At 67.2% G+C, this 13,696-nt stretch carries 12 protein-coding genes; 2 read left to right on the forward strand and 10 right to left on the reverse strand.

The annotated features are described in order from the left end of the window. Positions 1 to 91: 91 nt before the first annotated feature. From hisG to AB4Z10_RS02195, 8 genes are all read right to left on the reverse strand, one after another. A complete protein-coding gene (hisG, locus tag AB4Z10_RS02160; protein ID WP_441468710.1) occupies positions 92 to 1,078 on the reverse strand; it encodes an ATP phosphoribosyltransferase in 987 nt (328 codons plus the stop codon). Further along, complete coding sequence (locus AB4Z10_RS02165; RefSeq protein ID WP_441468711.1) at positions 1,075 to 2,187, reverse strand: ATP phosphoribosyltransferase regulatory subunit; 1,113 nt, start codon at positions 2,185 to 2,187, stop codon at positions 1,075 to 1,077. The genes hisG and AB4Z10_RS02165 overlap by 4 nt, the downstream gene beginning before the upstream one ends. Positions 2,188 to 2,358: 171 nt before the next feature. Then, on the reverse strand, positions 2,359 to 2,676 hold the full coding sequence (locus AB4Z10_RS02170; RefSeq protein WP_441468712.1) for a GIY-YIG nuclease family protein: 318 nt from the start codon (positions 2,674 to 2,676) through the stop codon (positions 2,359 to 2,361). Positions 2,677 to 2,734: 58 nt separating this feature from the next. Further along, positions 2,735 to 4,315 (reverse strand): histidine--tRNA ligase, encoded by a 1,581-nt coding sequence (gene hisS, locus AB4Z10_RS02175; RefSeq protein ID WP_441468713.1) that lies wholly within the window; start codon positions 4,313 to 4,315, stop codon positions 2,735 to 2,737. A 194-nt stretch (positions 4,316 to 4,509) separates the two neighbouring features. Further along, positions 4,510 to 5,883, reverse strand: coding sequence for a glycolate oxidase subunit GlcF (gene glcF / locus AB4Z10_RS02180; RefSeq protein ID WP_441468714.1), 1,374 nt, complete (start codon positions 5,881 to 5,883; stop codon positions 4,510 to 4,512). Positions 5,884 to 5,886: 3 nt separating this feature from the next. Further along, complete coding sequence (locus AB4Z10_RS02185; protein ID WP_441468715.1) at positions 5,887 to 6,522, reverse strand: DUF2585 domain-containing protein; 636 nt, start codon at positions 6,520 to 6,522, stop codon at positions 5,887 to 5,889. Beyond that, positions 6,522 to 7,709, reverse strand: coding sequence for an FAD-binding protein (locus AB4Z10_RS02190; RefSeq protein ID WP_441468716.1), 1,188 nt, complete (start codon positions 7,707 to 7,709; stop codon positions 6,522 to 6,524). The genes AB4Z10_RS02185 and AB4Z10_RS02190 overlap by 1 nt, the downstream gene beginning before the upstream one ends. Further along, positions 7,706 to 9,142, reverse strand: coding sequence for an FAD-binding oxidoreductase (locus tag AB4Z10_RS02195; protein WP_441468717.1), 1,437 nt, complete (start codon positions 9,140 to 9,142; stop codon positions 7,706 to 7,708). The genes AB4Z10_RS02190 and AB4Z10_RS02195 overlap by 4 nt, the downstream gene beginning before the upstream one ends. Positions 9,143 to 9,278: 136 nt before the next feature. On the opposite strand from AB4Z10_RS02195, the gene AB4Z10_RS02200 reads away from it, so the two are divergent. Together AB4Z10_RS02200 and AB4Z10_RS02205 are read left to right on the forward strand one after the other, a co-directional pair. Beyond that, complete coding sequence (locus tag AB4Z10_RS02200; RefSeq protein ID WP_441468968.1) at positions 9,279 to 10,184, forward strand: LysR family transcriptional regulator; 906 nt, start codon at positions 9,279 to 9,281, stop codon at positions 10,182 to 10,184. A gap of 150 nt (positions 10,185 to 10,334) precedes the next feature. Continuing rightward, entirely contained in the window at positions 10,335 to 11,273 is a 939-nt protein-coding gene (locus tag AB4Z10_RS02205; RefSeq protein ID WP_441468718.1) for an SMP-30/gluconolactonase/LRE family protein, read from the forward strand. Between the two features lie 18 nt (positions 11,274 to 11,291). Here the strand turns inward: AB4Z10_RS02205 and AB4Z10_RS02210 are convergent, their stop codons facing one another. Together AB4Z10_RS02210 and AB4Z10_RS02215 are read right to left on the reverse strand one after the other, a co-directional pair. Next, entirely contained in the window at positions 11,292 to 12,353 is a 1,062-nt protein-coding gene (locus AB4Z10_RS02210) for an AbrB family transcriptional regulator (RefSeq protein WP_441468719.1), read from the reverse strand. Between the two features lie 120 nt (positions 12,354 to 12,473). Further along, on the reverse strand, positions 12,474 to 13,667 hold the full coding sequence (locus tag AB4Z10_RS02215) for a pyridoxal phosphate-dependent aminotransferase (RefSeq protein ID WP_441468720.1): 1,194 nt from the start codon (positions 13,665 to 13,667) through the stop codon (positions 12,474 to 12,476). Positions 13,668 to 13,696 lie beyond the last annotated feature (29 nt).

Consider the following 13,696-nt stretch of genomic DNA (forward strand, 5'->3'; position numbering starts at 1 on the left):
CGCCAAACCGGCTAACACGCCTAGAGGCCAATTGGTTCAGGATCAAGGCTGAACCGCGACCGATATCGTCATTCCATCGCAGAAAGCAGCTTCAGATCCGGGCGTTGAGTCGTTCCAGCAGGCGGTTCGACCGACGGAAGACATAAGTCGGTGCGGAGACGGTCACGTCGTCGGCACCGAGTCCGTCGAGATGCTCGACCAGCGAGAAGACGGCCTTGTCCGGGCAATGCAACGTCAGCGGCGCACCGGCAGCCGGCACACCGAACGGCAGCCGGGCGCCGAAACGCTCCGCGAGAACCGCCAGCACCTCCGGCGACAGATCGAGACGCGCACGGACCTCGCGGATCGTGCGCCCCTCCTCCTCCGCCGCGATGCGCGAGAGGATGGTCTTCGCGGCAGCCCTGGCGCGCTCGCCCCAGAGGGCACGCATCGAGGCGACGAGATTGGCCTCCGAGGCCAGCATCACGCCGTCGTCCAGCACCTTCAGCGCATTGGCCGCCAGCGTCGCGCCGGTCGTGGTGATGTCGACCACGATCTCGGCCGTGCCGGCGGCGGGCGCGCCTTCGGTCGCCCCGAGGCTCTCGACGATGCGGTAATCGGCGAGGCCGTGCTCGGCGAAGAAGCGGCGGGTCAGGTGCACATATTTCGTGGCGACGCGCAGCTTGCGGCCATGGCGGGCGCGCATGGTCGAAGCGACATCGTCGAGATCGGCCATGCTGCGCACGTCGATCCAGGCCTGCGGCACGGCGACGACGACATTCGCCTGGCCGAAGCCGAGCGGCGTCAGCATCTCGACGGCGGCATCGGCGTCAGACAGTTGCTCGCGGACGAGATCCTCGCCGGTGATGCCGAGATGGGCGGCGCCCGAGGCGAGCTGCGCGACGATCTCGGAGGCAGAGAGGAACGCGACCTCGGCGCCTTCCACCCCGGCAATCTTGCCGCGATAGCCGCGCTCGCCGCTGGCCTTGACGAATTTCAACCCGGCCCGGCCGAAGAAGGCGGTCGCGTTCTCCTGCAGGCGGCCCTTGGAGGGCACCGCGAGGACGAGCGGGGCATCGTTGCTGGACGACTGGCTCATGCGGCGTCTCCCGTCAGCCGGTCGAGCCAGAGCGAGGCGCCGACGGCCGGGATCGGCCGGCCCGCGCCGAGACGGCCGAGGACGTTGTCATAGCGGCCGCCGCCGGCGACCGGCTTGCCGTCACTGCGGGCCGTATCGTGCAGCTCGAAGATGAAGCCGGTGTAGTAGTCGAGATTGCGGGCGAAGCCGGCCGAGAAGCGGATCGCCCCGACATCCACGCCGCGCGCGGCGAGGAAGCCGGTACGCTCGTCGAAGGCGTCGAGCTGCCGACCCAGATCGAGCGAAGCCTGGTCGGCCAGTGCCCGGAGCGCAGCGGAAGCGGTGTCGGGATCGCCCGAGACGGCTAGCACTTGGGCGAGCAGCGCCTTGACGTCACCATTCACCGGGTTTTCGCGCTCGGCCGCGCGGGCCAGGAAGCGTTCTGCGATATCCGCAGCCGTGCGCCCGCCGACCGTCGAGATGCCGGCAATCGACAGCACGTCCTCGACGAAGGCGCGGGCGGCCTTGGGGTCCTGCCCTTCCAGCGCCTTGAGCAGGCCGGCATGGGCGGCCTCACCCTCTGCCGCCGGCGCATCGAGCGCCTCGACCGCTTCCGTTCCCTTGCCCTGCACGATGGCGCGCACGAGGCGGCGGCGCGCGGCCCGCGGCACCGAGAGCCCGTCGAGCAGCGCACCGAGCAGCGCGACATCGCCCATCTGGATACGCGGCTCCTTCAAGCCCAGCGCGGCCGTCGCCTCGATGGTAACAGCCATGATCTCGGCATCGGCGGCGGTGAAATCCGCGCGGCCGAAGGATTCGATTCCTGCCTGCTGGAATTCGCCCGGCTCACCGGCTCGCATGCGGAAGACCGGGCCGGCATAGGCATAGGCCGCCGGCTCGGTCGAGCCCGAGGCGATGTGATCGAGCGCGACGGGGATGGTGTATTCGGGTCGCAGGCACCAGTCGCGGCCGTCGGCATCCTGCGTCATGAAGATGCGGCGGCGGATGTCCTCGCCCGAGAGATCGAGGAAGACGTCGGCGGGCTGCAGGATCGCGGGCTCGGCATGGACATAGCCCTCGCCTGCGAAGAGCGCGATCACGGTCTCGATGCTGGCGCGGCTTGCGGACACGGCTTCCTATCCTGTTGCGAGCGCCGTCCTAGCAGCGGTGCGACGAACTTTCGAGGGATTTGAGGGAAATGGGTGAACGGGATTTTCCAGCCCTCATGCTCGGGCTTGACCCGAGCATCTCAGGACGAGGAAGGCTCTACCGCCCTTCCGCCCAAGTTTCTCGGCTCTGTGCTACGCTCCGGCCGAGAAGGACTCGGGGTAGATGTCTTCGCATAGATCACGCCAATCTGGATTAATCTTCTCGATCATTTCGATCTTCCACTCCCGATCCCAGCGCTTCAGGCTCGTCTCGCGCTGGATCGCGAGCTCGATATGATCGAAGGTCTCGAACCAGACGAGCTTGTCGAGATTGTATCTTGCCGTAAACGACCGACCGACAAGCAGCTTGTGCTCCGAAGCGCGTTTGACCAGATCAGCGGTCACACCAAGATACAACGTGCCTCGCGGCTTGTTCGTCATGATGTAGACGAAGGACGGTTCGAGGTTCACGTCATTCTCGGGCGAAGCGAAGCGCGGACCCGAGAATCTCCGGCAAGAGATGCTCGGGTCAAGCCCGAGCATGACGCTGGAGCACGGTCTTCACCCCGTCCACCAATTGATCCACCGGCACGGCGAACTGCGCCTGCGCCTGCTTGGCCTTGTGCTCGGCGGAGTCCTTGACGTCGCGGCTGGCGGCGGCGAGTTCGGCGCCGAGGATCAGGTCCTTGATCACGACGGTGCCGGCCTCGCGCTCGGACGAGCCCTGGATGACCGCGCAGATGGCGCCGCGCCGGTCGGCATATTTCATCTGCGCGTTGAAGCCGGAGGCGCCGAGATAGAGGTCGGCGCGCAGCAGCGGCTTGCCATCGGCATCCTTGGCCTGCCGCAAGGCGGAGACCATCGCCTGATAGCCCGGCATGAATTCCGGCGACTTGTTGTCCATCGCCGTGACGACGACCAGCGGCAGCTCACTTTTGCTGTCGACGATCGGCGATTTCACCGCCTTCAGCGCCGAGAAGAGCCGCGAGACGCCGATCGAGAAGCCGGTCGCCGGCACAGGTTCGGGCCGGAACCGGCCGACGAGTCCGTCATAGCGTCCGCCGCCTGCCACCGAGCCGAAGCGCACCACCTGCCCGTCATCATTGGTGACGGGGAAGGTCAGCTCCACCTCGTAGACCGGGCCGGTGTAGTATTCGAGGCCACGGACGACGGAGGGGTCGATGATGATCCGCCCGAGATAGCCGGCCGCCGTGATCAGCTCGCGGATCTGATCCAGTTCCGCGATACCGGCCTGACCGTTCTCGGCGCTTTCGACGAGCCCACGCAGATCGGTCAGCGCCTCGGCCGACAGCTTGGCGGAACCTTCGCTGTCCTCGGCATTGGCCTTGCCCAGTTCGGCGAGCTTCTGGCCGAGCTCAAGATAGCTGATGATGCGATCCGCCTGAGCGCCGGACAGGCCAGCTCCCTTGGTGAAGTCGCCACTCTCGTCCTTGCGGCCTTCGCCGAGGAGCTTGCGGACCTCGTCCAGCGGAAACTTGTCGGCCTTGTCGATAGCCCGCAGCACCGTAAGGCGCGCAGCCGCCTCGATCCCGGCCGCATCCATCACGCCGTCGAGCACCTTGCGGTTGTTGACCTTCACGACATAGTCGCCGCGCTTGATGCCGAGCTTCTCCATCGTGTCGGCGGCGAGCATGCAGATCTCGGCATCGCCCGCGACAGTGCCCGAGCCGACGATATCGGCATCGAACTGCATGAACTGGCGGAAGCGACCCGGGCCGGGCTTCTCGTTGCGGAAGACGTAGCCGACACGGTAGCTGCGATAGGGCTTGGGCAGCGCGTCGAAATTCTCAGCGACATAGCGGGCGAGCGGCGCCGTCAGGTCGTAGCGCAGCGAGAGCCACTGCTCGTCATCGTCCTGGAAGGAGAAGACGCCCTCGTTCGGCCGGTCCTGGTCGGGCAGGAACTTGCCGAGCGCATCGGTGTATTCGACGAAGGGCGTCTCGACCGGATCGAAGCCATAGACCGAGAAGCTCTCGCGGATGACGGAGAGCATGCGCTCGGTAGCGGCGACATCGGCCGGGCCACGATCGACGAAGCCCCGCGGCTGGCGGGCCTTCAGCTTGGCAGGGGCGGATTTGTCGGCGGACATGGGCGAACTCGGATTGGGGCGTGCGGTACAAACGTACGAGGCGGGTTAGACCGCCGCGACGCAGGGAGCAAGTCACGGGGCGTCATTCTCGGGCGGAGCGAAGCGCAGACCCGAGAATCTCGTGACACGAAGGTGCCGGTGCCCTCTGCGGCAGGAGATGCTCGGGTCAAGCCCGAGCATGACGCGCTTGTTGGCTATTCGGCCGCCGCGAGTGTCGCAACGCGCAACGGCCTGTCCGCGATCCCCGCCCGCGCCAACTTTTCAGGAAGCGGGCCGCCAGTCGCCCAGTCGAGCAGTTCGGCGGTGTGAACCACCGGGGTCGTCGCGCCCTTGTCGGCAAAACCCTTCGCGAGCTGGGTCATGCAGCCGATATTGCCGGTTGCGACCAGCACCGGCTTGGTGCGCTCGATGTTGCCGATCTTGCGCTCGCGCAGGCGCCCGGCGATCTCGGGCTGGAGGATGTTGTAGACGCCGGCCGACCCACAGCAGATATGGCCTTCCGGCACCTCCTTCACCTTGAAGCCGGCGCCCGACAGCAGCCGCTTCGGCCCATCTTTCAACTGCTGGCCATGCTGCATCGAGCACGCCGAGTGATAGGCGATCGGCATGGCGACATCGCGCACCGCTGACAGCTCAAGCGTCTCCAGGAACTCGGTGACGTCCTTGGCCAGCGCGGAGACCTTCGCCGCCTTCTCGGCATAATCAGGCTCGTTGCGGAACATGAATCCGTAATCCTTGATCGTCGTGCCGCAGCCCGAGGCCGTGATCAGGATGGCGTCGAGCCCCTCGCCGTCGATCTCCGCCATCCAGGCGTCGATGTTCGCGCGGGCAAAGGACAGGGCGTCGTGCTCCTGCCCCATATGGTGGACGAGCGCGCCGCAGCAGCCCTCCCCTTTCGGCAGCACGACCTCGACGCCGTGGCGGTTGAGCAAGCGGATCGTCGCCTCGTTGATGGCGGGATCGAGCACCGGCTGGGCGCAGCCGGAGAGCAGCGCGACGCGCTTCGTCCGCGCTGCGGGCGGCGGGAAGCTCTGCGGGCCCTCCATAGTGGAGCGCGTCGGCAGCCGCACGGGCGCCAGCGCCAGCATCGCCTTCAGCCGCGGGCCGACGACCGGCACCACCCCGAGCAGCGGCGCAAGCGGCTTGCCAATCAGGGCCGCCAGCATCGCGGCACGGAAGCGGGCGGGATAGGGCAGGATCGCCGCCAGCACCTTGCGCAGAAGCCTGTCATGCCAGGACCGCGTGTAGGTTTCCTCGATATGGGCGCGGGCGTGGTCGACGAGGTGCATGTAGTGCACGCCCGAAGGACAGGTCGTCATGCAGGACAGGCAGGACAGGCAGCGGTCAATATGGGTGACCACCTCCGGCGTCGCCGGCTTGCCGTTCTCCAACATGTCCTTGATCAGGTATATGCGTCCGCGCGGGGAATCGAGCTCGTCGCCGAGCAGCAGATAGGTCGGGCAGGTCGCGGTGCAGAAGCCGCAATGCACGCAGGTGCGCAGGATCTTCTCCGAGGCCGGCATGCGCGGATCGGAAGCGAGGCGCTCGGGACTGAAATTGGTCTGCATCGCTCAGGCTCCGCCCTGCCAGGCTTTGATCCAGTCCATCGGCCAGAGCAGCATGATGACGTTGAGGGTGAGGTTGTCGCGGATCAGCCAGCCGACGATCAGCTCCATCGCCAGCGCGCTGGTCACCGTCACCCAGACCGGCGCCAACCGTGCGACGAGGAAGCCCAGCACCATGGCGAGGATGTCGCTGACCGAGTTCAGGACGCTGTCCCCGTAATAGTCGAGCGAGATCGTCGCCGAACGGTAGTGATTGATCACCGCGTCGGTGTTCTCGGTGATCTCCCAGGCGCTCTCGGCCACGATGGCGAGCAGCAGCGCGAGGCCGAACGAGATCGGCAGGCCGCTGACGCGGCGGATCAGCCAGAACAGGCCGTAGAACAGGAAGCCGTGGATGATGTGCGAGAAGGTGTACCAGTCGGTGACGTGCTGGGAGTTCTCGGAGGACATCACCGTGCCCTGCCAAAACTTGATATTCCCGCATTTGCAGATCGGCTCGCGGCCCATCCAGAGCAGCGTGCCAGCCGCGATGGCGATCAGCAGCGCGGCCAGCAAGGCGATGGCCATCGGGCTCAGGCGGCCCGGCGCCCAGCTCGCGCGCGGCGGGGCTATTTCGGAGGACAAGGTATCAGCGAGCGCCATCAGATCCCCGCATACATCCGACCCGGCTCCAAAATGCCGGCCGGGTCGAAGCTCTTCTTGATGCCGGCCGTGACGCGCATCAGCGGCTCGGCCAGCGGCTGGAAGACATCGACGGCGGCACGTACCGCATCGGGCGCGCGCACCAGCGTGGCGTGGCCGCCGAGCGGCTTCAGCGCCGTGCGAATAGCGGCCGCGCCGGCGTCGCCATCGGCCGGAGCCGCCAGCCAGACCAGCCCGCCGCCCCAGTCGTAGAACCAGCGCGCGCCCGGCAGCATCCGCCCGATCGCCGTGGCGGCCTTCGCACCATCCGTCGGCTTGAGCGAAAGGCGCCAGATGGCCTCGGCAGTGCCCGCGAAGAAGGCGGCGTCGCGGATGCTACGCCAGAGCGAACCGATGCCCTCGCCGTCCAGCCGGTCCGGCACGCCGTATTCGCCGAGCAGCAATGCGAGCTCGCCAGAGCGGTACTCGATCGAATCCGGGAAGTTCTCCAGACGCAGCAGCGTCACGGCCTCCTCCCCGGCGAGGCCGGCGGGAAGATGGGCAGCGGCCATCGGCTCGAAGGGCGAGCCCAGCGCCTTGGACAGCAGGGCTACGCCCTGCACGTCCGACAGCCCGCGCCATTGCAGCGTCGCGATCTCCGCCGGCTTCGGCAGCACGCGGAAGGTGACTTCGGTGAGGAAGCCCAGCGTGCCGTGGCTGCCGCTGACCAGCTTCACCAAATCGAGGCCGGTGACGTTCTTCATCACGCGCCCGCCGGATTTGATCATCTCGCCGCGGCCATTGACCATGCGGATACCGATCAGGGAGTCGCGCGCGGCACCGGCATTGATGCGGCGCGGACCGGAGATGTTGCAGACGGCGACAGCGCCGATCGTCGGCTCGCCTTCCGTGCCGTAGAGGGCGCGATGATCCATCGGCTCGAAGGGCAGCATCTGGCCGCGTTCGGCCAGCGTCTCCTGTACCAAGGCGAGCGGCGTTCCGGCGCGCGCGGCGATGACCATCTCGGCCGGCTCGTAGAGGGTGATGCCGGTGAGGCCGGCGCTCGACAAGGTGCTCGCGGCCTGCGCAGGGCGGCCGAGGCCAGCGCGCGTGCCGCCGCCGCGCAGGGTCAGGGGGACGCGCGAATCGATCACCGATTTGACGACGGCGCAGGCCTGCGCCTCGGTGGTGGGAGTGTGGATGATCACGCCGCGATCCGTCCTTCGAGCGGAAACACCTTCGCGGGGTTGAGCAGCCAGCGCTCGTCGAACACCGCCCTCACCCGCATCTGCTGCGCCAGGTCCTCCGGGTTGAACTGGAAGGTCATCAGGTCGCGCTTCTCGATGCCGACCCCGTGCTCGCCGGTGAGGCAGCCGCCGACCTCGACGCAGAGCTTGAGGATGTCCATGCCGGCATCCTCCGCCTTCTGCGCCTCGACCGGATCGTTGCAGTTGTAGAGGATCAGCGGGTGCAGATTGCCGTCGCCGGCGTGGAAGACATTGGCGACGCGCAGGCCGTAGCTCTTCACGATCTCGTCCATGCGCCTGAGCACAAAAGGCAACTGGCCGGTCGGGATCGTGCCGTCCATACAGATGTAGTCGGCGATGCGGCCGGTGGCGCCGAAGGCCGACTTGCGGCCCTTCCAGATCGCCGCCGCCTCCATCGCCGATTTCGATTCCTTGACGGTGGTAACGCCGTGCTCGCGGGCGATGGCGACGATGCGGGCGAGCTGCGCGTCCATCTCCTCGTCCGAACCCTCGACCTCGATGATCAGCAGCGCGCCGCAATCCATCGGATAGCCGGCCTTGGCGAAGGCCTCACAGATCTCGATCGCCGGCTTGTCCATGAACTCCATCGCCACCGGGATGATGCCGGCGCCGATAATCGCCGCCACGGCCGCACCGGCCTGCTCGCTGGTCGGGAAGCCGAACAGCACCGGCCGCGCCCCCTCGGCCGAGCGCAGGATCCGCACCGTCGCCTCGGTGATGATACCGAGCTGGCCCTCCGAACCGTTGATCAGGCCGAGCAGATCGTAGCCGGGCGAATCGAGATGGCCGCCGCCGATCTCGACGATGCTGCCGTCCAGCATCACCATCGTCACGCCGAGCACGTTGTTGGTGGTGACGCCGTATTTCAGGCAATGCGCTCCGCCCGAGTTCATGCCGATATTGCCGCCGATCGAGCAGGCGAGCTGCGAGGACGGGTCGGGCGCGTAGAAGAAGCCTTCGGCCGAGACGGCGCCGGTCACCGCGAGATTGGTGACGCCGGCCTGCACCCTGGCGGTGCGGTTGGCGTAGTCGATTTCAAGGATGCGGTTCATCTTCGAGACGCCGACGACGATCGCATCCTCCTGCGGGATCGAGCCGCCGGCCAGCGAAGTGCCGGCACCGCGCGGCACCACCGGGACGCCCTGCTCAAGGCAATAGCGCAGCACGGCCGCCACCTCCTGCGTGGTCGAGGGCAGCACGACCGCGAGCGGCATGCGGCGATAGGCGGTCAGCGCATCGGTCTCGTAGGGGCGGCGCTCGTCGTCGCTGGTGATCAGGGCTTCCCGCGCCACCAGGCCGGAGAGGCCGGCGATGATCGCTTCGCGGCGGGCGAGGATGCCGGCATCCGGCACCGGAAAAGCTATCGCGCTCATCGCTCCCTCCCATCTCCACGGCGCCGAGGCACTGCTCTCGGCGCATTGTTTGCGCTGCAGATTAGATCAATTCAATGGCTCTTGCAGCGCAGCCAAAGCCAGCCATTATTTCCAGTTTGGAAAAGGTAGCTTGTTTATGGATCGATTCGGCGATCTCGATGTATTTGCGCATGTAGTGACGGCGAAGAGCATGTCGGCGGCCGGCCGGCAGCTCAATCTGTCGCCCGCCGTCATCTCGAAGCGCATCCGCCGGCTGGAGGAGCGGCTCGGCGTGCGCCTGCTCCAACGCACGACGCGGCAGCTGGCGCTGACCGAGGCTGGCCAGGGCTTCTATGAGCGCGTCGTCTCGATCCTGGCTTCGATCGAGGAGGCCGAGGCCTGGGTCGCGAGCGGCGCCGGTCAGGTCCGCGGCACGCTGCGCGTCTCGGCGCCGACCTCGTTCGGGCGCATGCATGTCGCGCCGCATCTCAAGCGCTTCCTCGATGGCAACCCGCTGGTGACGGTCGAGCTCGTCCTGAGCGATGCGTTCGTCGACGTCGTCGGCGAGGGCTTCGATCTAGCGATCCGCATCGCCGACCTGCAGGATTCGAGCCTCGTCGCGAAGCGGCTGGCGCCGAACCACCGCGTGCTCTGCGCCACGCCGGGCTATCTCGCGACCCATGGTATGCCGGGCGAGATCGGCGATCTCGCCCGGCATACGCTGATCGCCCACAATACGGATCATTGGCGCCTCGACGGCCCGGAAGGCCCGGTCTCGGTGCGCGTCAACGGCCCCTTGCGGACCAATTCGAGCGAAGTGGTGCGCGAAGCGCTGCTGGCCGGAGTCGGCATCGCCCTGCGCTCGACCTGGGATGTCGGTCCGGAGCTGAAATCCGGCGCGCTGCAGCGTGTGCTGCCGGCCTATGCCGTCGGTTCGCGCGTCGCGGTCTATGCGGTCTATCCGAGCCGCCGGCATATGGAGCAGAAGGTGCGCGCCTTCGTCGACTATCTCGGCGAACTCTACGGCGCCACGCCCTATTGGGATGCGGGGCTTGCGCTCTAGCATTTGCTGCACCGAGATCGTGTCGCGCCGTCACGCTCGGGCTTGACCCGAGCATCTCAAGACAAGACAGCTGCTCTTTCTGCCTGAGTTTCTCGGGTCTGCGCTTCGCTTCGCCCGAGAATGACGGTGCGGTGGCAAGGGAGGGATGACATGTTCGGCGTGCTCGAAGGCACAGGGGTTTCGGTCCTCGATCCGCGGTTCCACCGCGTCATCCCGGGCTCGGCACGTGTCGAGCGGCTGTGGACGGGCGCGCGCTGGTCGGAGGGACCCGCCTGGTTCCCAGCGCACAATTCGCTGGTCTGGTCGGACATCCCTAATAACCGCATGCTGCGCTACGATGCGCTTTCCGGCCATGTCGGCACCTTCCGCCAGCCGGCACGCAACTCCAACGGCAACACCGTCGATGCGGAAGGCCGGCTCGTCACCTGCGAGCATGGCGGGCGGCAGGTGACGCGCACCGAACATGACGGCTCGATCACCGTGCTGGCGAGCCATTATGGCGGCAAGCGGCTGAACTCGCCCAACGACGTGGTGGTGAAGTCTGATGGCTCGATCTGGTTCACCGATCCCGACTACGGCATCCTGACCGACTACGAGGGCGACAAGGCGCCGGGCGAGATCGGTGCTTGCAACGTCTACCGCATCGACGGAAAGACCGGCGAGATCTCCATCGTCTCCGATGATTTCGTCAAGCCGAACGGCCTCGCCTTCTCGCCCGACGAGGACGTCCTCTACATAGCCGATACAGGCGCGAGCCACGATCCGGAGAACGGACCGCGGCATATCCGCAGCTTCACGATCGGCAGCGACGGGAGCACGCTCGGCGCCTCCAAGGTCTTCGCCACCTGCACGGCCGGGCTCTTCGACGGCTTTCGCCTCGATAGCGAAGGTCGCATCTGGACGAGCGCCGCCGACGGCGTCCACATCTACCACCCGGACGGCACGCTGATCGGCAAGGTCGCGATCCCGGAGATCGTAGCGAATGTCTGCTGGGGCGGGCCCAAGCTCAACCGCCTGTTCATCTGCGGCACGACTTCGCTCTATTCCGTGATGACGCACACCAACGGCGCGATGCGGCCAGGCGGCTGAACGCCGCCGCGACTTGCCTCAGCGTGGCGGCTCGTTCTTCACCCGCGTCAGCAGCAGCGGCATGGCAAGGCCGATGATGACGAAACGCACGAGGTGGTGAGCGCCGACATAGAGCGTGTCGAGCCCCATCGCGAAAGCCAGCATCGCCATCGCTTCCAGCCCGCCCGGCGCGAAGGCGACCATGCCGCTGGCGTAGGATGTGCCGGCGAGCCAGGCCGCCGGCCAGGCAAACAGGAAGGCGACGCCGATCGAAACGGCGAAACCGCCGATCGCCAGCGGGAACAGCCCCTTGAGCTCCTTGCGCGGAATATGCGCAATGCGCCCGCCCATCGTCGAGCCCAGCAGGATCTGCACGGCGATCTGGACCGGCTGCGGCAGCGTGCCCTCGATCAGGCCGCTGCCATGCAGGATCGCGCTGGCGAAGGTCGCGCCGAACATCAGCGGTGCCGAGAGCCCCAGCCGATCGAGGCCGAGGCCAAGCAGCAACCCCGCCATCGTCACGCACAGCATGGTGCCGGGGCTGATCGACACCGCAACCGGGATGGGAGCTCCGGTGGAAATGCCGGTCGCCTGCATGAGGCTGGGAAGGCAGGCGACCAGGACGAGCAGCCGGAACAGCTGAACCACCGAGATGCGCCCGATATTGGCGCCCTTGGCCTGGGCCACGGCGAGCACGGTCGAGAGCGCGCCGGGGGCAGCAGCGAGCAGCGCGTCGATCCAGGGCCAGCGCGCGACATGACGCAGATAGGCACCGGTGGCGAGCATGATCGCGGCGACACCGACGAGGAGCACGGCGAGCGAGGCAGGGTAGCGCGCGGCAGCGGCCAGCGCCTCAGGCGTCGCGGAAGAGCCGAGAATGGTGCCGGACAGCACCATGGTCGCGTCGAACCAGGGCCGGCGCAGTGTCGGGAGCGGGCGCAGCAGGGCCACGGCCGTGCTCAACAGCATCGAGCCCGAGAGCCAGGCGGCCGGCATGCCGAGCAACGCGAACAAGCCACCGCCCAGGGCTGCCAACGCAATGACGAGCGCCTCCCGCCAGAGGATCGTCAGCCGGTTCGTGGGGTAGCCGAAGGGTCTCATTGCGCTCCGGGCGCGCCGATCGGGGCAGCGCCGGAGCGTTCATGGCGGCAGGCGCGGCACCGGTCAATCGGCGAGCGGGCTGCTCCGCGCAAGGCTGCCCTGCGCTGCGGGCGCGGCGGCTCAGATCGTCGCCAGAGCCTGCTGCAGCCGGGCCACCGCCTCGACCAGATCGGAGGATTTGCGGGCGAAGCAAAGGCGCAGCCCCGTTTCGCCGCCGGGGCCGAAGGCCGTGCCGGGAGCGAGGCCGACATTGGCCTTGTCGACCAATTCGAGCGCCAGCTTGCGGGAATCGTCGCGGCCATCGACCGAGAAGAACTGGTAGAACGCCCCGACCGGTGCCGAGAGCGCCACGCGATTCGTCGCCTTGAGACCTTCGAAAATGATGCGTCGGCCTTCCGCCGCGCGCGCGATCTGCTCGGCGACAAAGCCCTCGCCATCGTCCAGCGCTGCGACCGCGCCGCGCTGCACGAAGACCGGCGAGCCCGAGGTCGAGTACTGGATCAGGTTCTCGATGACCTGACCGAAGGCTTCCGGCGCCTCGATCCAGCCGATGCGCCAGCCGGTCATCGCCCAGTTCTTCGAGAAGGTCTGGACGAAGACGACGCGGTCCTCCGGCCCCATGATGTCGTGGAAGGATGGCGCGCGCTCCGAACCGTCGAAGACGAAGCGACCATAGATCTCGTCGGCGATGATCCAGATGCCGTGCTTGCGCGAGAGCGCGAGCAGCGCCTCCTGCTCCTCGCGGGTTGCGGTCCAGCCCGTCGGGTTGGAGGGCGAGTTGATCAGGATGCCGCGCGTCTTCGGCGTGATCGCGCCGGCGAGCTTGTCGAGATCGAGCGTGAATCGGCCCTGCGCATAGTCCATCGGCACGCAAACCGTGCGCGCTCCGGCAACGCTGACCGCCGCGCCGAAATTGGGCCAGGCCGGTGTCGGAATGATGAGCTCGTCGCCGGGTCCCGCGATCATGCGGACCGCGATCTGGACCGATTGCATGCCCGAGCCGGTGATGAAGAAGCGCTCGGGCGAGAAGCTCTGCCCGTAGAGGCGCTCATGATAGCGCGCCAGCGCCTCGCGCAGCTCGGGAATGCCGCGCTGCCAGGTGTAGAAGGTCTCGCCGGCAGCGAGCGAACGCGCCGCCACATCGCTGATGAAGGACGGGGTCGGCAGATCACCCTCCCCGACCCAGAGCGGGATCAGGCCCGGCCGCAGCCTGCCGTAGTTCATCACCTCGACAATGCCGCTTTCCGGTGCGTTGACGGCTTCCGGGCGGAGCTCCGCGACCAGGGTGCTGCCGGGCAGAGTGGCGGTGTTCATCAGCATCTACCTCGCGACATTCGATGCCC

Origin of the sequence: Allobosea sp. RAF48 (assembly GCF_052114025.1) — a bacterium.
Classification (GTDB): domain Bacteria; phylum Pseudomonadota; class Alphaproteobacteria; order Rhizobiales; family Beijerinckiaceae; genus Allobosea.